Source organism: Pauljensenia sp. C0254C2 (assembly GCF_056583835.1).
Map to the genome: position 1 here is coordinate 100,048 of NZ_JBWPJO010000001.1, position 19,079 is coordinate 119,126.

The following is a 19,079-nucleotide window of genomic DNA, read 5'->3' on the forward strand; positions in this document are numbered from 1 at the left end:
GATGACGCGTCCTACTCCTGACGCGACTTGGTCCACACGTCGGTGGGAACGTCCGCAGGAAGGTGCGGATTATCCACTCCGACAAACACCGGATCCTTGACGCCCGCCTTGCGTTGGTCCTCGTAGTCGCGCAGTGCTCCGAACGCCCATTGACCCAGAACGACGAGGGCGACCAGGTTCGTCACTGTCATGATCGCCATTGCAATATCCACGGCGTTCCACACCAATGGAAGCTGGGCAACTGCACCGATGACGACGGAGGCCACTGACACGGTGCGCACCATCCACGTGGCCCAGGGGCGCTTCGTCACAAACGCCATGTTGACATCGGAGTACACGTAGGCCGCGATGATGGAGGAGAACGCCAGGACAAAGATCATCAGTGCCATCGGCACGGTGGTCCACGCGCCGAGCTTGTCGGCAACGGCCAGAGCAGTCAGGTTCGAGGGGTTGACGCCTTCAGCGCTCCACACCGAAGGTCCTGCAATGAGGATGACGAATGCGGTTGCCGTACACACGATGATTGTGTCGACAAAGACACCCAAAGACTGGATCAGGCCCTGCTTGACAGGGTGGGACACGGTTGCGGTTGCGGCCGCGTTCGGCGCGGTGCCCTGACCGGCCTCGTTGGAGAACAGGCCGCGTTGAACACCGTTGATCACTGCAGCCATGATGCCGCCGGCCAGGCCGCCCACCACAGGTTGAGGTGCGAATGCGGAACGGAAAATCATCGACAGCACATTGCCGATCTCGCCTGCGTTCATGATGCAGATAATGAAGACCATCACCAGATATATCAGAGCCATGATCGGTGCCATCCACTCGGTCACCCGAGCCACGGAGCGGATGCCGCCGTAGATGACAGGTGCTGCAAATGCCAGCAGGAATGCTGCGATGACCCACTTGCTCATCGGAGTGGCGGCGGCCATTGTCTCCGCAATCGCGTTGGACTGAACGGATGTAATAACGAATGCGCAGGTGAGCAGCGTGATGATGGCGAAAATGTTCGCCAGGGGTTTGCTCTTCATACCCAGATGCATGTAGTAGGCCGGGCCACCGCGATACGTACCATCAGCGTCCCTCACCTTGAAGACCTGCGCGAGGGTCGCTTCCACGAATGCGGTGGACATGCCAACCGCTGCCACGATCCACATCCAAAAGATTGCGCCTGGTCCGCCCAGCAGGAGTGCTGCGGCTACGCCGAAGACGTTGCCGACGCCGACGCGGGCTGCCAGTGAAATGGTGAAAGCCTGGAATGATGAGATCCCGCCTTTGGAGTCCTGACGGGATGACCCCACGGTCTTGACCATGTGACCAAAGAGGCGAACCTGCACGGCGCGGGTGCGAACTGTCAGGTAGATACCGACACCAATAAGGATCCACATGGTGATGTGACCGGTGATCCAATCCGCAACGACCTTGATCATATCGGCAATTTCCACGTCGAGCTCCTCTCTCATCTCATCGCGTGATGGGCACTTTAGTTAACAAAGCGGTTCTCATCTTTCCACAGGGCGCGGATATCATGTTTGCGTCATCCTCCATGTGAGACTGCGGCAAGTAATGACACAATGGCGTGTATGAGTGCCCCGCTGAACGAACTGCTCGACGACCTGGAAGATGCCGGACATCTGGACGACCCCGATGAACTGGTGCGCGCGTTCCAGTCGTGGGCGGCATCAACGGGCAGACCCCTGTACCCGCATCAGGAGCAGTCACTGCTGGAGATCGTGATGGGCAATCACGTCATCGCAGCCACGCCCACCGGTTCAGGTAAATCCATGATCGCCCTGGCCGCACATTTCGTTTCCCTGGCTCATTCGGGCCGCTCCTATTACACGGCACCGCTCAAAGCGCTGGTCTCAGAAAAGTTTTTCGACCTGGTCGAGCTGTTCGGTGCGCACAACGTCGGCATGGTCACGGGGGATGTCTCGCTCAACCCGCTTGCACCGATTGTGTGCTGCACCGCCGAAATTCTGGCGAACCAGTCCCTTCGTGAGGGCGATGCGCTCGATGCCGACATGATCATCATGGATGAGTTCCACTTCTACGCCGACCCGGAGCGCGGCTGGGCCTGGCAGGTGCCGCTGCTGGAACTGACCGCCCCACAGTTCATTGCCTTGTCGGCCACACTCGGTGACACCACCCGTTTTCAGGAACAGTGGAAAGAACGCACCGGTCGGGACGTCGCCCTCGTCGACAATGCGCAACGACCCGTGCCACTCGAGTTCGACTATGTGGTCGAGGACGTGCGCACCTGCGTGGAGCGCCTCCTGAAAGAGGGACGCTGGCCGGTCTACATTGTGCACTTTTCGCAAAATGACGCCGTCTCAACTGCTGCCGCGTTTGATCGGGCCTCCCTGATCAGCGACGATCAAAAGAAGCAGATCAGCCGCATCCTCAGGACTGTCTCCTTTGCACGCGGATTCGGGCAGCAGTTGCGCGGACTGCTCGCACAGGGGATCGGTGTGCATCATGCGGGGATGCTGCCGCGCTACCGCCGACTCGTCGAGCGCCTGACGCAACAGGGACTCCTGGCTATTGTGTGCGGCACTGACACGCTGGGTGTGGGGATCAACGTGCCGATCCGCACCGTGCTGATCACGTCGCTGGTGAAATTCGACGGGCGGCGCATGCGCCACCTGTCGGCACGCGAATTTCATCAGATTGCCGGCAGAGCAGGGCGCACGGGATACGACACCGTTGGATTTGTCCGCGTTCTCGCTCCCGAACATGAGGTGGAGGCTGCGCGCGAAAAGGCTCGGCTCAGCGCCGCGCAGGAAGCGGCCCGTCAGGCGCGCGATGAGGCAGCTGCGAAGAAGGCCGCCAAGAAGTCGGCTAAACGCTCCACGAAAGCACCCGCGAAGGGTCAGATTTCATGGACGAGGTCAACGTTTGAACGTCTGCGTGATGCAGAACCCGAACGTCTCCAGTCACATTTTGCGATCAGTCACTCGATGGTGCTTAACGTGCTGGCAGGGCAGCGTCATGATCCCGCTGCGCACCTCATTGAACTGGCTCGCACGAACGACGACCCGCCGCGCGACTCCAATCCGCATATGCGCGCACTCGCAGACATTTACCGCTCCTTGCGGCAGGCCGGCGTCATCGACCATGTCTCCACTGAGCAGGCTGAATCTGATGGGATGGCGCGTGTGCGTCTGGTGCGTGACCTGCCTGATGACTTCGCACTCAACCAGCCCCTCTCGCCGTTCGCGCTGGCAGCGCTGGACCTGCTGGACGCGCAATCACCCACATACGCCTTGGATGTCGTCTCAGTTGTCGAATCAGTGCTGGAAGATCCTCGTCCCCTGCTGGCCGCTCAGCAGCGCATGGCGCGCTCGAAGGCGATGGCCGCGATGAAGGCAGAGGGCCTCGAATATGACGAGCGGATGGAAGCACTGGCCGAGGTGACATGGCCGCAACCTTTGGCTGATCTGCTTGAAGACGCGTTCCGTACCTACGTGCAGACGAATCCGTGGGTCGGGGACCAGCACATCTCACCCAAGTCTGTTGTGCGCGACATGATCGAACACGCGATGACATTCACGCAGCTTGTCTCCCGCTATGACGTGGCGCGTTCCGAAGGCGTGATCCTGCGGTATCTGACCGATGCATACCGTTCATTGCGGCAGGTGTTGCCCGACCGGGTTGTCACCGAGGAAGTGGCAGCGATCATGGAGTGGCTCTCGCACCTCATCCGCGCCATTGACTCTTCTCTGCTGGACGAATGGGAATCCCTGGCATCTGGGCAGCGTCGCGAGGAGGGTGAGGATGATGCGTCAGGACAGGAAGTCGCGTTTGGAGCCAGCGAGGACGGAACAGTTGCTTTCAGCGCCAACCGTCATGCCATGCGCACCGCCGTGCTGCGCGCACTGTTCGAACGCGTGGAGTTGATGAGTCGAGACGATGTGGACGCTCTGGCGCGTCTGGACAGCTGGTGCGGATGGGATGAGGAGCGCTGGGATCATGCGCTGGAACGATACTGGGCGGAGTACGACTGGATCGGGATTGATCAGAATGCGCGGTCAGGCGCCCTCGTCAATTTGAATGAAAATCCGAGCGAGGCTGAACTACTGGCAGTTGGCGTGCCTGACGAACTGGTGGGGTCGAACCTGTGGCTGGTTGAGCAGACGTTGGATGATCCCAACGGTGATGGCGACTGGCGCATCGTGGCCGTCGTGGACGTGGATGCGACCGACGAGGCGAACCGGGTTGTCCTGCATATTGTGGACGTAGGGCCGCGGTAGGTGAGCTGTTCCACGTCCGTAGGATTTGTCAGGAGAGCCCGCGTCGGGTAGTGTTTTCTTTCGTTGCAGGCATAGTTTCAGTACTGTGAGTGCAACCAACGCCATGGGGTATGGTGTAATTGGCAGCACGAGTGATTCTGGTTCACTTAGTCTAGGTTCGAGTCCTGGTACCCCAGCGGATTCGGCCATTTTCTTGCCGTCCATTCACAGGCCCCCATCGTCTAGCGGCCCAGGACATCGCCCTCTCACGGCGGTAACATCGGTTCAAATCCGATTGGGGGTACAAGTGCGTCATAACTGAACAGAGCCCCTATCGTCTAGCGGCCTAGGACATCGCCCTCTCACGGCGGTAACATCGGTTCAAATCCGATTAGGGGTACGAAACGTTGGAGGACGGACCTGACAGCGGGTCCGTCCTTCCTCTTTTTCAGGGTCGCCGGGTGGCAATCCGCTTGTCGGCGGCTTGTCGGTGAAACACCCCCTTTGGAGGACTCATGGCCCGTAGTGGATTCGATCGCGAAAAATACATCACTTTACAGTCCGACCACATCGCCACTCGCAGGAAAGAAATAGGTGGCAAGCTTTACCTGGAAATGGGTGGCAAGCTTTTTGATGATCTGCACGCTTCGCGTGTCCTGCCCGGATTCACACCGGATAACAAGATCGCTATGTTGGAACAGCTCAAGGACGACCTGGAAATCCTCATCGTCTTGAACGCCAAAGACCTCCAGCGCAACAAGGTGCGCGCCGACCTGGGCATTTCCTACGAACAGGACGTATTGCGGTTGGTCGACGTGTTCCGCGAACGTGGGTTCCTGGTTGACAACATCGTGATGACGCAGATGGAAGATGACAACAAGTCGGCCAAGACGTTTAAACGCAAGCTGGAGAAACTGGGCTTGAAGGTGGCGCGTCACCGCGTTATCGAGGGATATCCAGCTGCTGTGCACACGGTGGTATCGGAAAAGGGTTTCGGGCGTAATGACTTTGTCGAAACCAGCCGCGACCTGATCGTCGTAACGGCCCCGGGGCCGGGATCGGGCAAGATGGCCACGTGCCTGTCGCAGATCTATCACGAATTTGCTCGAGGGAACAAGGCCGGATACGCAAAGTTTGAAACCTTCCCGATCTGGAACCTGCCACTGGACCATCCGGTGAACCTGGCCTATGAAGCGGCAACGGCTGACCTGGATGACGTCAACATGATTGACCCCTATCACCTGGCTGCCTACGGCAAACAGGCCGTTAACTACAACCGTGACGTGGAAGTCTTCCCGTTGTTGCGTCAACTGCTCGAAGAACTTGTCGGGGCGAGCCCCTACCAGTCGCCCACAGACATGGGTGTCAACATGGCTGGCTACTGCATCAGCGATGACGAGGTATGCCGCGAAGCTGCCAAACAGGAAGTGATCCGCCGTTACTTCAAGGCTCTGGTCGCTGAAAAGCGTGATGTCAAGGATCCAGTTGAATCTCAACGCATTGCCATTGTGATGAGCAAACTGGGCATCACGCGTCAGGACCGCCCGGTGGTGGTTCCCGCACTGGAGCTGGCCAGAAAGACGCATCTGCCGGCCAGTGCGCTGCAGCTCGATGACGGACGAATCATCACAGGGAAGACGTCGAAACTGCTGGGATGTTCGGCCGCGATGCTGCTGAACGCGTTGAAGGTGCTGGCGGGGATTGACAAGAAGATCGACCTGCTGGCGCCCTCCTCAATTGCGCCTATTCAGACTCTGAAGACTGAGCATCTGGGCAGTCGCAACCCGCGCCTGCACACAGATGAAGTGCTGATTGCGCTGTCCGTGTCGGCTGATACTGATCCGAACGCTGCGAAGGCGTTGGAGTATCTCAAACAGTTGCGCGGATGCCAGGTTCACACCACCACGATTCTGGGATCCGTGGATGAAGGAATTTTCCGCAATCTCGACATTCAGGTCACCTCTGAGCCGGAGTACTGGCGCAAGAGTTTGTACCGCAAGTAAGAGGCTGTACATGGCGGCGGTTGCGTCAGCGCCGTCGCCGCCTCACCGCTGCAGTCATCCGCCTCGCCGCACGAGGCCAGCTAATCTGCTGAGCGGTCACCCCGATCGCCTTCCACGCTGCGGCGGGATCCGAAGACACCCGCTTCTAGTCTTCAATGAATCGGGTGAGCGCCGGGCGGCCGTCGGGGTCCAGGAAAGAGTTGAGGAGGTCTTGGACCGGGATGTCCCAGATATAGGAGAAAAGCACTGTGTCTGAATAGTCGTTGACCAGATCGTCATCCATACGCATCGGCAGGACCTGGCCAGCTGGCGTCTTAAGAGTGTACGTGTACTTTTCTACCTCCACCAGTTCATATCCGGGCCGCTGCTCATAGGTGTAACACGGAAAGTACAAGGACGCGTAGCCGCGCTGCGCCCAGCGGAAAGATACGCCCGCCTGGTAGATGAACCAGCGCGTCACCAGGTCAAGATCCGGGGAATAAAAAGTGAAGAAAATCTTCTCGTTTCGCGTACTTTCTCCGTATGCGAACTGCCCGTCCTCAAGCTGAGCCAAGTGGTAGATCGGATCCCCGTTGTTGAAACTGAGGCTGACTGAATTCGGATGAAACACATTACGCATGAAAAGAGCGTCCGAACTCTCCGCCAGCGGCCTCAGCTCTTCGAAGAACGGCTCATCAAGACTCTTCAACGACACAGCCTTTACAACCTTCCTCACACCCGCTATTCCTCGACAACGAATGCTTCGAGGGCTGGACGACCATCAGGATCCAGAAACGAGTCAAGAAGATCCCGGACCGGAATATCACAGATATAAGAAAACAGCACAGTCTCTGAATAGTCATTGACGAGATCGTCATGCATACGAAAAGGCAAAACCCGACCAGCCGGCGTTCTCAGCGTGTACCAGCGGGCTTCCAGCTCCACCAGTTCGTATCCGGGGCGCTGCTCATAGGTGTAACACGGAAAGTACAAGGACGCGTAGCCGCGCTGCGCCCAGCGGAAAGATACGCCCGCCTGGTAGATGAACCAGCGCGTCACCAGGTCAAGATCCGGGGAAAAGAACGAAAAGAAAATCCTCTCATTCCGCGAGCTGCCTCCATACGCGAACTGCCCATCCTCAAGCTGAGCCAAGTGGTAAATCGGATCCCCATTACTGTAACTGAGACTGACAGAGTTCGGATGAAACACATTACGCACAAAAAGAGCATTACGACATTCCGCCAGCAGCCTCAGCTCCTCGAAAAACGGCTCATCAAGACTCATCAACGACACAGTCTTTACAACCTTCCTCACACACGTTATTCCTCGACGATAAAGGCTTCCAAAGCCGGGCGACCATCAGGATCTAGGAAAGAGTCAAGAAGATCCCGAACCGGAATATCACAGATATAAGAAAACAGCACAGTCTCTGAATAGTCGTTGACGAGATCGTCATGCATATGGAAAGGCAGGACCTGGCCAGCTGGCGTCTTAAGAGTGTACGTGTACTTTTCTACCTCAACCAGTTCGTATCCGGGCCGCTGTTCATAGGTGTAACACGGAAAGTACAAGGACGCGTAGCCGCGCTGCGCCCAGCGGAATGATTCGCCCGCCTGGTAGATGAACCAGCGTGTCACTAGGTCAAGATCCGGGGAAAAGAACGTAAATTGGATATCCTCGTTTCGCGTACTTTCTCCGTATGCGAACTGCTCATCCTCAAGCTGAGCCAAGTGGTAGATCGGATCCCCAGCATGACTGATACTGATCGAACGAGGATGGAACACATTGCGCATGAAAAGAGCGTCCGAACTTTCCGCCAGCGGCCTCAGCTTTTCGAAAAAAGGTTCATCAAGGCTTTGAAACGGCATCGCTTCGTGCTTTCTTTACGGGCAATTTCATTCGCAACGATTGCTTCCAGGTTGGAGGCACCCTCTGGCTCCAAGAAGAAGTCGAGAAGATCGCGAACCGGGATATCGCATATGTAGGAAAACTCCACTGTGGGTGAATATCTGTTGACGAGGTCGTCATGCATCCGGATAGGCAGAACGTGGCCGGTTGGAGTCTTGAGCGTGTAGGTGTTTCGAGCTACTTCCACCAGAGAGTACCCGGGCCGTTGCTGATCCGTGTACCAGGGAAGATCAGCCAGCGAATAGTGCTTTTCCGAGCGGTACGCCGTTCCTGCCTGGTAGATGAACCAGCGTGTAATGAGGCCGAGGTCCGGCGAGAAAAGCCTGAACGAAATGGGTTCGTTTCGCGAGCTGAGCCCGTATGCGAATTTTCCTTCATTGAGCTGGACAAGGTGATAGAGCGGATCCCCGCAATGGCTGATACTGATTGAGGATGGGTGAAGCGCATTACGCATGAAATGAGCGTTACTGCAGTGCGCCAGTTGCTGCAGCTCTTCGAAAAAAGGTTCATTAAGGCTGTTGAACGACATCACGACAAGACCCCTTTGATGAGTGCTTCCAAGACTGTCAGCAGTTCGCCGTCTGCGTCAAGGATCTGTAACTGTGTCGCGCCGCCAGAATAGCCAAACCATGGCGGCGCTGTGCTGACTTCAATCGAGTAGCCTTCCGGCAGACTGGAGAGCTTGTATGAGTAGTGCGGCTCTTTGAGTGCGCTGTGCGGCAGCGAACGGCTCTCGAATGAGACGGGCACACCGTCAGGTGCTACAGCCAACCATGTGCCTCGTGGTTTGCCGATCCGATCCACATGGCAACCGTATTCAGCTATGAATGCGTCAAGAGACATTCGGATTTTTCCGCCTGGCACATGGCTCATTTTGTCTTCCTTCACCGGATACCAATTTCCTCCTCCGCTCACTTTCGGTGTACGGAGTACGCTCGGATCCCTTTTCCAATCTCCAGGATCCGTGCCCCGGAAGAAGCGAATACTAAGGGCTTAAACCCTGATTGTACTGCTCAAACTGTTCTTCGGATCAATTTGATCAATGTCTGAGCACCTCACAAGCAGATCCACATGTGCGGGCCTGTGCCTTCAAGGCATCGTCTGCACGCACAAACACCGAAGCGCTCAACGACAGGAATGATGGTTAGAGCGAACATCCTGGTACAGATCAGTGACGACTCGTGCTCCACGCTCCCACGTCAGCTGCGTCGGCTGAGATGCAGCTGCATGCTGCAGGCCAGCCAACTTGTGTGGCTGGACTGCCAGGTCGAACAGTGCGCGTGCGATATCACCATCGCTCCCGGCCATCACGCCGTCCACACCGTCGGTACAGAAGTCAGCGATTCCGTTGCCGCTGCGGTAAATAACAGGCAGGCCGCTGGCGTGAGCTTCCAATGCAGCAATGCCGAATGCCTCGTGAACAACAGGGGAGACGAACACGTCAGCCTCGCGGTACGCATCGGCCAGTTCATCTGGCGACTTGCGTCCGCACCAGTGAATGTAATCGGCATCCGCCGTGCGCTTTTCCAACGGGGTACGCAATGGCCCCTCGCCAAAGACTCGCAGTTCAATGTCAGCGCCGTGCTCGTGAGCTGCCACCACGCATTCGACCAGCTGCGTGATGCGTTTGCGTGGCGCCAGTCGCGTAGCAGTCACCGCTCGCAGCGGTCTCGACGGTCGTGAGGACGGTAGCGGCACCGGCATCGCCGCCCGCCCTCGTGCCCGTTCTGCCTGGAGCAGCCCGGCATGCGCTGCATGGGACACTCGGGTGGTCTCCCAGGGTTCAGCGGTGATGAAATTGGGCAAAATTCGCACCGATACAGGCCCGCGCGCGCAGCGTTCAACGGCCCGAGCTGCGCTGCTCGACACGGCGCTCAGAACAATGCCGGCACGCTGCCAGTCATCCAGCGGATTCGCCCACCCGTACCACAGGCGCTGATCGTCAAGCATGCAGTGCCACGTCACCACGCAGGCGATCTCATGGCGCGCGCAGATATTCGTTGCCATCCGCGCGAAAGGCGAAACCACGCCGGTGTGGATGTGTACCACGTCGAAAGTAGGAAGAGCGCGCGTGAGAGTCACCCTCGCCAATGGGTTAATGGGAATGTCCCACGGAAGACGCATCGTGAGGCGGCGAACGCGTACCCCGTCCTCAACTGACGTGTGATCGCCGCGTTCAGATCCAAGTGGTGTGGCAGTGATGACGGTGACGTCGTGCCCGGCAGCAGTGAGCGCTCGAGCCAGCCCCGCCACCTGCGTTTCGATCCCGCCCAGTCGCGGTGGGTAGCAGTCAGAGACGAGGGCGACTTTCACAGCGCCCTACAGTTCCATTTCCTCAACTGAACGCAGGTACTCGGACAGGCGGTTGGCAGCAGCAACCACTGACGGACCGTGCTGACGACCAGGCTGGCGTCCCATGCGTTCAATCGGGCCGGACACGGAGATCGCGGCGAGGACGCGCCCAGATGGTCCACGCACCGGAGCGGACACCGACGCGACGCCGGCTTCGCGCTCACCTACAGATTGTGCCCACCCGCGGCGACGCACCTGTGCCAGCATCGTCGCGCTGAAGGAAGCGTTGTACAGGCCGCGGTGCATGCGGTCCGGCTCTTCCCAGGCCAACAGAACGTGGGCGGCGGATCCGGCTTTCATGGACAGTGTTGCGCCGACAGGAATGGAATCGCGCAGACCCATCGGCGGTTCGCTCGCTGCCACACACACGCGTGATTCGCCCTGGCGGCGATACAGCTGCGTGGATTCTTTGGTGTGATCGCGCAGTGCAATCAAAACGGGCATAGCGGCTGACAGCAGACGATCCTCGCCCGCTTGGGAGGCCAGTTCTTTCAGGCGCGGCCCCAGGACGAATCGACCCTGCATGTCGCGGGCCACAATACGGTGAAATTCGAGAGCTACAGCCAGGCGGTGGGCAGTGGGCCGCGCCAGGCCAGTGGCGGCGACGAGATGGGCAAGAGTGGCAGGGCCTGCCTCGAGTGTGTCAAGAACCAGCGTCGCCTTGTCGAGAACCCCGACGCCTGATGAAGATGCGTCGTCCATATAGTGATCCTCTCATCTCAAGTCCTGAGATTCAAAATCTGCAGACACGTGTTGTGTCTAACCATAGACACTGTCGACGTATTTATGCACCCAGTTCGACGGCGGTGCTGAAAATTCGCTGAATCAGAGGGAACTGACGGTGATGACACACGTGAAGGAGGAATCATGAGCGGCACATTGGCTGAAAAAGTGTGGGCAGACCATGTTGTGACGAAAGGCGAGAACGGTGCCCCGGACCTTCTTTACATCGACCTGCAGCTGTGCCACGAAGTCACCAGCCCTCAGGCATTCGAAGGGCTGCGCCTGGCCGGGCGCAAGGTTCGCCACCCGGACCTGACCATCGCGACAGAGGACCACAACACTCCGACAGTCAACATTGACCTGCCGATCGCAGACCTTACCTCGCGCACTCAGATCAACACGCTGCGAGCCAACGCCGAAGAATTCGGCATTCGCCTGCATTCACTGGGAGATTCGGATCAGGGAATCGTGCACGTGGTCGGCCCGCAGCTGGGTCTGACTCAACCGGGTATGACAATCGTGTGCGGCGATTCGCACACGTCCACACACGGTGCATTCGGCGCCCTCGCATTTGGCATCGGAACCTCTGAAGTCGAGCATGTCCTGGCTACCCAGACACTACCGCTGGCCCCTTTCAAGACAATGGCGATCACGATCAACGGCACGCTGTCACCGAGTGTGACAGCCAAGGACATCATCCTCGCGATCATCGCGAAGATCGGCACAGGTGGCGGGCAGGGATACGTCCTCGAATACCGAGGCGAAGCCATTCGCGCACTGTCAATGGAAGGCCGCATGACCATATGCAACATGTCCATTGAGGCCGGTGCGCGCGCCGGAATGATTGCTCCCGACCAGACCACATTCGACTATCTGAAGGGTCGCCCCCACGCGCCCGAGGGTGAGCAATGGGACGAGGCTGTGGAATATTGGTCCACACTGTATTCAGATGACGACGCCGTATTTGACGCCGAAGTGGTGCTGGAAGCTGAAGAGATCGAACCATTCGTCACATGGGGAACGAACCCCGGTCAGGGCGTCCCGCTGTCAGCAAGCGTGCCCGATCCGGAGAACATGGGTGACGCAGCCAGGCGGCATGCAGCTGAACGAGCCCTCGAATACATGGATCTGCGTGCAGGAACACCAATGCGGCAGATCCCCATCGACACTGTTTTCCTGGGATCATGCACCAACGGACGTATTGAAGACCTACGGGCTGCGGCGAAGATTATCAACGGGCGCCACAAAGCTGACGGCCTGCGAATGCTCGTCGTCCCAGGATCAGCGCGCGTGCGACTGCAGGCTGAAGATGAAGGCCTGGACAAGATCTTCAAGGACTTTGGAGCCGAGTGGCGAAACGCCGGATGCTCGATGTGCCTGGGGATGAATCCCGATCAACTGTCGGTTGGTGAACGCTCCGCCTCCACATCGAACCGCAATTTTGAAGGACGCCAGGGCAAAGGTGGACGCACCCACCTCGTCTCGCCACTGGTGGCAGCGGCGACTGCCGTGCGCGGAACACTGTCCAGCCCGGACGACCTGGAACCGCAGGCCTGACCGGAACGACGCGCGCACCGCCCTTACGCGCAGCGCACGAGCCCCGGGCAGATGGCAGCCTACGTACCGGACCAGCAATCGTAGAAAAACACTTGTGGAAGAAGAGTGAGATGGAAAAATTCACCACCGTCAGTGGCGTGGGCGTGCCGCTCGAACGGTCGAATGTTGACACCGACCAGATTATTCCGGCCGTCCACCTCAAGCGCGTTGCCCGCACGGGCTTTGAGGACGCATTGTTCTCAGCGTGGCGCTCAGACCCGAACTTTGTGTTGAACAACCCGGCCTACGAACACGGGACGATCCTGGTGGCAGGCCCTGATTTTGGCACTGGCTCTTCGCGTGAGCACGCGGTGTGGGCGCTCAAAGATTACGGGTTCCGAGTCGTTCTGGCCCCCTCGTTCGCGGACATCTTCAGAGGAAACGCGGGCAAACAGGGATTGCTGGCCGGGCAGATCAGCGAAGGCGACTGCCAGCAACTGTGGAAGCTTCTCCGCAACGAACCAGGCGTCATGATGACCGTGTCACTGGGGAACCGCACCGTGACATGCGGCTCGTTCACCTGCACGTTCGACATCGACGATTATACGGCGTGGCGTCTGCGCGAAGGCCTGGACGACATTTCATTGACGTTGCGCAACGAAGATGCCATCAAAGCGTACGAGGCGCGCCGCCCCTCTTTCAAGCCGCGCACCCTGCCGGTGCGGACCCTGCCGAAGGAAACAGTCGTGTCGGCTCGCCCCAGCGACGAGCAGGAGCAGTGAGAGATTCCTAGCAGTGCGCTCCCTGAGACTCCGTTGCGCACTCGACTGTCATAGAGTGAGACAATACGGATTCTTCCACGAGGAGCTTCAGATGACGTCGATACTTGAAGTTGAAGGGGGACACCCGCTCACGGGCAGCATTACCGTGCGAGGGGCAAAGAACTTTGTTCCTAAGGCCATGGTTGCAGCCCTCCTTGCGACCACACCCTCTGAGCTGTACAACGTTCCGCTGATCCGTGACGTGGATGTGGTGTCGAATCTTATGCGCCTGCATGGCGCGCACGTCGACTTCGACCAGGACCGCGGCATCATGAGAATTGACCCCTCGAACGTTGAAGTGGCTCAACGCTCTGACATCGATGCTCTGGGCGGATCCTCACGCATCCCGATCCTGTTTTGCGGCCCGCTGCTGCACCGCATGGGTGAAGCGTTCATCCCACAGCTGGGAGGATGCAACATTGGGGGACGCCCCATCGATTTTCACCTGCAGATCCTGCGCCAGTTCGGTGCGATTGTCGACAAACGATCCGACGGCATCCATATGTCACGGCCAGCCGAAGGGCTGCGCGGAACAGTCGTGGACCTGCCGTTCCCATCAGTGGGAGCCACCGAGCAGACACTGCTGACCGCGGTTCGTGCTGAAGGCGTCACGATCCTGCGCGGCGCGGCCGTTGAACCGGAAATCATGGATCTGATCAACGTGCTGCAGAAAATGGGCGCGATCATCTCACCGGATACCGACCGTTCCATCCGTATTGAAGGTGTCAAGGAACTGGTTGGATATCGGCACACCTCGCTGCCCGACCGCATTGAAGCAGCATCGTGGGGCGCGGCAGCACTGGCAACCGGCGGCGATGTGTACGTCCAGGGTGCGCGCCAACCCGACATGCTCACATTCCTCAACACCTTCAGGAAGGTCGGCGGCGCCTTCGACATCGAGAAGGAGGGTATCCGCTTCTATCATCCTGGTGGTTCTCTGCATTCGATCGCGCTGGAAACGGCTGTCCATCCCGGGTTCATGACGGACTGGCAACAGCCACTGGTTGTCGCCCTGACGCAGGCCGACGGGCTGTCCATCGTCCATGAGACGGTGTACGAAAACCGCTTCGGGTTCACTCAGGCGCTGCGCCAGATGAAGGCGAATATTCAGGTGTATCGAGAGTGCCTGGGTGGGACTCCCTGCCGTTTTGGTCAGCGTAACTTCTACCATTCCGCAGTGATTTCGGGACCGACGCCGCTGCAGGCAGCTGACATCACCGTGCCTGACCTGCGTGGCGGTTTCTCCCACCTCATCGCAGCATTGGCTGCGACGGGAACGTCCCACGTGGCCGGCATCGACGTGATCTCGCGCGGATATGAGCATTTCCTGACCAAACTGCGCCAGCTGGACGCCCGCGTCCAGTACGTTGACGACTGAAGCGACTCCTCGGCAGTGCCCAAGAACCAAGCGGCACCGACAGCTCGGATTGAAGACGCCTTATTGACCGACCCCTGTGATTAAGCTGGTGAACTGTGAGCAGAATTCAAGGCCTGTACAAGAATGCGGTGGCGGCGGTTTCACCGATCATGCACACGTGGATCAACTTTGATGTCACGGGGGAAGAAAACCTGCCCGAATCAGGCGGCTTCCTGGTGACCCCGAACCATATTTCGAACACCGACCCGGTGTGCGTGGCGTTTGTCCTGGGTGAGCTGGGAATTCCGACCCGCTTCATGGCCAAGAACGAGCTGTTCAAGGTGCCGGTGCTGGGCGCTGTGATGAAGAAACTTGGCATGGTGCCGGTGCTGCGTAATTCCTCGCATTCTGTGGACTCGCTGGCAGGGGCCCGTAAGGCGCTCGACGCGGGTCAGTGCGTTGGCATCTATATTGAAGGCACTCTTACACGTGACCCGCAGTACTGGCCGATGCGTGGCAAGACGGGTGCTGCGCGTCTTGCCCTGGATACTCGCTGCCCGGTCATCCCGATTGCACAGTGGGGTCCCCAGGCGATCCTGGAGCGTTACTCGAAGGCGCTGGACATTCGTCCCGGGCGCAAAGTGCGCATGACAATCATGGAACCGGTCGACCTTTCCGACCTGTATTCCGATCAGGGATCGCAGGACCGCGAAGCGGTGGTGGAAGCGACTGAGCGCATCCAGAAGGCCATCACTCGTGGCGTAGAGGAATTGCGCGGAGAGAAGGCTCCTGAACAGCCGTGGGATCCTGACAAGATGCAGGGGCCAGCCAAGAAGACGCTGGGACGGTTCGGGCACTGGCGCAGGGGCGTCCAGGGACGCTGATTTCATTGCAATGCGGCGCCTGTGCCCCGTGTACTCATATCGACGAGGATGACTCTTCCGCCCGCTGCCCGCTGACCACCTGAGCGATGAGGCGGCTCATTTGCGTATGTCGATTACCACTCGCATCGGGTCTTCAAGAATTCCAATCTGATAGACGCGCTGTTGATCCATGCCGATCACAACATGCGTGCGCCCTTCAAATGTGCCGTCCTCAATGATCGACAGCGGCCCGATATTGAGCAGAGGAGGCCCCGAGTAATACACGTTCTGATCTTCTTCCTCCAGCGGCATGGCAGTGCCCTCGATGCCCACATCCAGGAAGGTTGCGCCGCGGATTTTCAGCGGCAATCCGCGTCCTTGCTCAAGAGGCTGAGCCGCACGGTCAACGTACCAGCCGGGTAGGCCCTCACCTGAAAATTCGATGACGAACCGGTAGAAGTTCTCATGTTCTCCCACTCGCATGTCATGGAAGATGAGCTGGCTGCCTTCAACAGGAGCGGATTCCTGATGAGTGGGACCGTCAATCCATTGATCGACGTTCACTGGCAACGTTGCATCTTTTTCGTCTGAGAGGTTCGCTTCCGGCTCATTGGGTGTCGCGGATGAATCCGTGTCGCTGTCGGAGCTGGAAACATCAGATTCATTCGGTGTCTGCGGCGTGTCGGGTGTGCTTTGCTGAGAATGCTCGCTGGCACCGGATGCTGAGGCACCCTCGTCAGGAGTTGATGAACAACCGGCGACAAGGAGGCTGGCTGCGGCAATCCCAGCTGCGACAGCAGGCAGAAAAGCACTGTCACGTTTTGATCCCTCGTTGTACGGTCCGGGCAGCACCATGATCACAATCTCCTTACAGGGCGTCGCTTATGCGCACTCGTGCGCATGTGGCAGTACCCGAAAGCTTATCTCCCATTTTTCGTACTTGTGGCTCAACCGCGATCTGAGTGCCCACGCAGTAGAGTTGATGTATGACACCTCACGCAACGACCGGCTACGACGCTCACTCCCACACGCCTCCGGCGGACAGCTCCGAGGAACGGGCAGGCGCACCTGAACAGCGCTTCACCCACGCCAGCGTGCTGGGCACCGGAGCATGGGGAACAACCTTCGCGCACATCCTGAGCCAGGCCGGCCTCACCGTGTCGATGTGGGGTAGGAACGAGGGCGTCGTCGACTTCATCAACTCTCATGAAAACTCAACCTACCTGCCTGGTGTCACACTGTCCGATGCGATTAACGCGACAACCGACATCCGGCAGTGCATTCAGGACTCGAACCTGGTATGCATCGCCGTGCCCGTGGGGGCGGTGCGCGCCACTTTGGAACAGGCCACATCCGCACTGGACCCCGATGCCACATTGCTGTCCCTGGCCAAGGGTCTTGAACTGGACACGCTGCGCACAGTCCATTCAGTGATCTGCGAGGCAACCGGCTTCGCACCGACCAGCGTGGCCGTCATGTCCGGTCCGAACCTGTCGCGCGAAATTGCCGACCGTCAGCCGACGGCAACGGTCGTGGCATGTGAGGACATCGAGCGCGCCACGATGATCGCACGCACCTGCCACACGTCAACATTCCGCCCCTACGTGAGCGGCGACGTACTTGGATGCGAAATCGCCGGTGCTGTCAAGAACGTCATCGCCGTTGCCATTGGAGCCGCCGAGGGAATGGGCCTGGGAATCAACACGCGTGCCACACTGATCACCCGCGGCCTTGCTGAAATGACCCGTCTGGGTACGACACTGGGAGCCAGTGCCGACACCTTCGCCGGTCTTGCCGGTATCGGTGACCTTGTGGCGACCTGCTCATCGAAACTGTCGCGTAACTACTCGCTGGGTGTGCGCATGGGGCGCGGAGCTTCCCTGGACGAAGCGCTCGAACTGTCTCCCGGCGTGGTGGAAGGTGTGCGCTCCGCACATCCGATCCTGCAGCTGGCTCGCGCTCACGATGTGGATATGCCGATCACGGAGAGCGTGGTGCGCGTGGTCCATGACGGTGACTCCATTGAGCACATGGGTCAGATGCTCATGTCGCGCCCTCAGAAGATGGACGGGTGGCGCATCGAACTGCTGTGAGCCGAGGCATCAGGGGGCGCCCTCGTCAATAAACGCGGCGGACGGCGGTAGGCTTAACGCCATGATGACTCAAGCCCGACCCCGTGTCCTCATGGTTTTTGGAGGACAATCAAGCGAACACGAGATTTCGTGCGCCACTGCCGCAGGGATCCTTTCAGCGATCGACCGCGACGTGTGGGACATTGTGCCGGTGGGCATTACGAAGGATGGCCAGTGGGTGCGCGTCAGTGACAACCCTGATGACCTTGAATTCCACGACGGGCATGGGCACGAAGTCACCGCGACGGGCGCACACGTGGTGTGGGGGCCGCACGGACACCTCTTTGAACTGTCAGACAGTGACGAGGGTGGCCAGGGCCTGCGGACGGCACGCGATCTGGGAGCAATCGACGTTGTGTTCCCGCTGCTGCATGGCCCCTACGGTGAGGACGGCACAATCCAGGGGCTCCTGGAGATGGTTGGCGTGCGCTACGTGGGATGCGGTGTGGCAGCTTCTGCGGTGTGCATGGATAAGCACCTGACTAAGACAGTGCTCAGCCAGGCTGGCGTAGACGTAGGGCGCTGGGAGTTGGTGACGGCTGAGCAGTGGTCGCATCACAAGGACGATGCGCACGAGCGGATCCGTGCCCTCGGATTGCCTCTGTTTGTCAAGCCATGTCGCGCTGGATCCTCCATCGGTATCACGCGTGTGGACCAGTGGGAGCAGCTGGACCAGGCGATCGAAGAAGCACACGCACACGATCCGCGCGTCATCGTCGAATCAATGTTGCAGGGGCGCGAAGTTGAATGCGCCGTCTTGGCCACCCGCGCTGAGACAGGGGAGCGGGCTCCGGCTCGTGCCGCAGTTCTGGGTGAGATTATCGTGCCTGACGGCGAGTTTTACGATTTCAACTCCAAGTACGTGGACGCGGAAGCTGCCACGCTCAAGTGTCCTGCAGATTTAAAGAAGGCAGACGCCGACCGGATCCGTGATGTTGCGATCCAGGCGTTTGCCGCGGTGGGTGGTGAAGGACTCTCACGCGTTGACTTCTTCTTCAACGACTCAACCGGCGCCATTACCGTGAACGAAATCAACACCATGCCGGGGTTCACTCCCATTTCGCTGTACCCGCGCATGTGGGAGAGCTCCGGAGTGGATTACGGTCAGCTGCTCGATACTTTGCTGCGCGAAGCACTTGCACGCCCGCTTGGGCTTCGCTGAGATCCGATCGGGGT

The 19,079-nt window shown here is 58.9% G+C and carries 17 protein-coding genes and 3 tRNA genes; 11 read left to right on the forward strand and 9 right to left on the reverse strand.

Translation table 11 applies throughout. The annotated features are described in order from the left end of the window. Positions 1-11: 11 nt before the first annotated feature. A complete protein-coding gene (locus AC1DA5_RS00460; RefSeq protein ID WP_371935767.1) occupies positions 12-1,427 on the reverse strand; it encodes an alanine/glycine:cation symporter family protein in 1,416 nt (471 codons plus the stop codon). A 153-nt stretch (positions 1,428-1,580) separates the two neighbouring features. Here AC1DA5_RS00460 and AC1DA5_RS00465 point away from each other — a divergent pair, with 153 nt between their 5' ends. From AC1DA5_RS00465 to AC1DA5_RS00485, 5 genes are all read left to right on the forward strand, one after another. Next, positions 1,581-4,250: a DEAD/DEAH box helicase gene (locus AC1DA5_RS00465; protein ID WP_092648373.1), complete on the forward strand. Its 2,670-nt coding sequence runs from the start codon at positions 1,581-1,583 to the stop codon at positions 4,248-4,250. Between the two features lie 104 nt (positions 4,251-4,354). Beyond that, positions 4,355-4,426, forward strand: a tRNA-Gln gene (locus AC1DA5_RS00470). A gap of 34 nt (positions 4,427-4,460) precedes the next feature. After that, positions 4,461-4,533, forward strand: a tRNA-Glu gene (locus tag AC1DA5_RS00475). A 23-nt stretch (positions 4,534-4,556) separates the two neighbouring features. Further along, a tRNA-Glu gene (locus AC1DA5_RS00480) sits at positions 4,557-4,629 on the forward strand. Between the two features lie 115 nt (positions 4,630-4,744). Next, positions 4,745-6,232, forward strand: coding sequence for a DUF1846 domain-containing protein (locus tag AC1DA5_RS00485; RefSeq protein WP_480289020.1), 1,488 nt, complete (start codon positions 4,745-4,747; stop codon positions 6,230-6,232). Between the two features lie 145 nt (positions 6,233-6,377). On the opposite strand, the gene AC1DA5_RS00490 is transcribed toward AC1DA5_RS00485, so the two are convergent. The 7 genes from AC1DA5_RS00490 to AC1DA5_RS00520 all read right to left on the reverse strand — a co-directional run bounded on the left by AC1DA5_RS00490 (position 6,378) and on the right by AC1DA5_RS00520 (position 11,173). Next, entirely contained in the window at positions 6,378-6,947 is a 570-nt protein-coding gene (locus AC1DA5_RS00490) for an Imm61 family immunity protein (RefSeq protein ID WP_480289021.1), read from the reverse strand. Between the two features lie 5 nt (positions 6,948-6,952). Next, on the reverse strand, positions 6,953-7,525 hold the full coding sequence (locus AC1DA5_RS00495; RefSeq protein WP_154955690.1) for an Imm61 family immunity protein: 573 nt from the start codon (positions 7,523-7,525) through the stop codon (positions 6,953-6,955). Between the two features lie 5 nt (positions 7,526-7,530). Further along, on the reverse strand, positions 7,531-8,004 hold the full coding sequence (locus tag AC1DA5_RS00500; protein ID WP_157843496.1) for an Imm61 family immunity protein: 474 nt from the start codon (positions 8,002-8,004) through the stop codon (positions 7,531-7,533). A gap of 32 nt (positions 8,005-8,036) precedes the next feature. Then, complete coding sequence (locus AC1DA5_RS00505; protein WP_157843497.1) at positions 8,037-8,573, reverse strand: Imm61 family immunity protein; 537 nt, start codon at positions 8,571-8,573, stop codon at positions 8,037-8,039. A gap of 74 nt (positions 8,574-8,647) precedes the next feature. Continuing rightward, the gene (locus AC1DA5_RS00510; RefSeq protein WP_058236326.1) at positions 8,648-8,992 is read right to left on the reverse strand and encodes a glycohydrolase toxin TNT-related protein; all 345 of its coding nucleotides are present in this window, start codon (positions 8,990-8,992) and stop codon (positions 8,648-8,650) included. 252 nt (positions 8,993-9,244) lie between these two features. Next, positions 9,245-10,432: a glycosyltransferase family 4 protein gene (locus tag AC1DA5_RS00515; protein ID WP_058236327.1), complete on the reverse strand. Its 1,188-nt coding sequence runs from the start codon at positions 10,430-10,432 to the stop codon at positions 9,245-9,247. 6 nt (positions 10,433-10,438) lie between these two features. After that, the gene (locus AC1DA5_RS00520; RefSeq protein ID WP_058236328.1) at positions 10,439-11,173 is read right to left on the reverse strand and encodes an IclR family transcriptional regulator; all 735 of its coding nucleotides are present in this window, start codon (positions 11,171-11,173) and stop codon (positions 10,439-10,441) included. Between the two features lie 165 nt (positions 11,174-11,338). Here AC1DA5_RS00520 and leuC point away from each other — a divergent pair, with 165 nt between their 5' ends. From leuC to AC1DA5_RS00540, 4 genes are all read left to right on the forward strand, one after another. Further along, entirely contained in the window at positions 11,339-12,751 is a 1,413-nt protein-coding gene (gene leuC, locus AC1DA5_RS00525) for a 3-isopropylmalate dehydratase large subunit (protein WP_058236329.1), read from the forward strand. Positions 12,752-12,861: 110 nt separating this feature from the next. After that, entirely contained in the window at positions 12,862-13,512 is a 651-nt protein-coding gene (gene leuD / locus AC1DA5_RS00530; RefSeq protein WP_058236330.1) for a 3-isopropylmalate dehydratase small subunit, read from the forward strand. A gap of 91 nt (positions 13,513-13,603) precedes the next feature. Continuing rightward, positions 13,604-14,929, forward strand: a complete 1,326-nt coding sequence (murA, locus tag AC1DA5_RS00535; RefSeq protein WP_058236331.1) for a UDP-N-acetylglucosamine 1-carboxyvinyltransferase — start codon at positions 13,604-13,606, stop codon at positions 14,927-14,929. Between the two features lie 95 nt (positions 14,930-15,024). After that, positions 15,025-15,792, forward strand: coding sequence for a lysophospholipid acyltransferase family protein (locus AC1DA5_RS00540; RefSeq protein WP_141757377.1), 768 nt, complete (start codon positions 15,025-15,027; stop codon positions 15,790-15,792). Between the two features lie 96 nt (positions 15,793-15,888). On the opposite strand, the gene AC1DA5_RS00545 is transcribed toward AC1DA5_RS00540, so the two are convergent. Next, the gene (locus AC1DA5_RS00545; RefSeq protein ID WP_058236333.1) at positions 15,889-16,626 is read right to left on the reverse strand and encodes an AMIN-like domain-containing (lipo)protein; all 738 of its coding nucleotides are present in this window, start codon (positions 16,624-16,626) and stop codon (positions 15,889-15,891) included. A 131-nt stretch (positions 16,627-16,757) separates the two neighbouring features. On the opposite strand from AC1DA5_RS00545, the gene AC1DA5_RS00550 reads away from it, so the two are divergent. Next, a complete protein-coding gene (locus AC1DA5_RS00550) occupies positions 16,758-17,864 on the forward strand; it encodes an NAD(P)H-dependent glycerol-3-phosphate dehydrogenase (protein WP_082628479.1) in 1,107 nt (368 codons plus the stop codon). A gap of 61 nt (positions 17,865-17,925) precedes the next feature. Beyond that, on the forward strand, positions 17,926-19,065 hold the full coding sequence (locus AC1DA5_RS00555) for a D-alanine--D-alanine ligase family protein (protein ID WP_058236334.1): 1,140 nt from the start codon (positions 17,926-17,928) through the stop codon (positions 19,063-19,065). Positions 19,066-19,079: the final 14 nt, after the last annotated feature.

Bases quoted from the DNA above. Each gene is read 5' to 3' on its own strand.
- AC1DA5_RS00505 (WP_157843497.1), bottom strand. From the start codon at position 8,573: ATGCGTAATGCGCTTCACCCATCCTCAATCAGTATCAGCCATTGCGGG.
- AC1DA5_RS00460 (WP_371935767.1), bottom strand. From the start codon at position 1,427: ATGATCAAGGTCGTTGCGGATTGGATCACCGGTCACATCACCATGTGG.
- murA (WP_058236331.1), top strand. From the start codon at position 13,604: ATGACGTCGATACTTGAAGTTGAAGGGGGACACCCGCTCACGGGCAGC.
- AC1DA5_RS00555 (WP_058236334.1), top strand. From the start codon at position 17,926: ATGATGACTCAAGCCCGACCCCGTGTCCTCATGGTTTTTGGAGGACAA.
- AC1DA5_RS00545 (WP_058236333.1), bottom strand. From the start codon at position 16,626: ATGGTGCTGCCCGGACCGTACAACGAGGGATCAAAACGTGACAGTGCT.
- AC1DA5_RS00520 (WP_058236328.1), bottom strand. From the start codon at position 11,173: ATGGACGACGCATCTTCATCAGGCGTCGGGGTTCTCGACAAGGCGACG.
- AC1DA5_RS00550 (WP_082628479.1), top strand. From the start codon at position 16,758: ATGACACCTCACGCAACGACCGGCTACGACGCTCACTCCCACACGCCT.
- leuC (WP_058236329.1), top strand. From the start codon at position 11,339: ATGAGCGGCACATTGGCTGAAAAAGTGTGGGCAGACCATGTTGTGACG.
- leuD (WP_058236330.1), top strand. From the start codon at position 12,862: ATGGAAAAATTCACCACCGTCAGTGGCGTGGGCGTGCCGCTCGAACGG.
- AC1DA5_RS00510 (WP_058236326.1), bottom strand. From the start codon at position 8,992: ATGAGCCATGTGCCAGGCGGAAAAATCCGAATGTCTCTTGACGCATTC.
- AC1DA5_RS00500 (WP_157843496.1), bottom strand. From the start codon at position 8,004: ATGCGCAATGTGTTCCATCCTCGTTCGATCAGTATCAGTCATGCTGGG.
- AC1DA5_RS00465 (WP_092648373.1), top strand. From the start codon at position 1,581: ATGAGTGCCCCGCTGAACGAACTGCTCGACGACCTGGAAGATGCCGGA.
- AC1DA5_RS00485 (WP_480289020.1), top strand. From the start codon at position 4,745: ATGGCCCGTAGTGGATTCGATCGCGAAAAATACATCACTTTACAGTCC.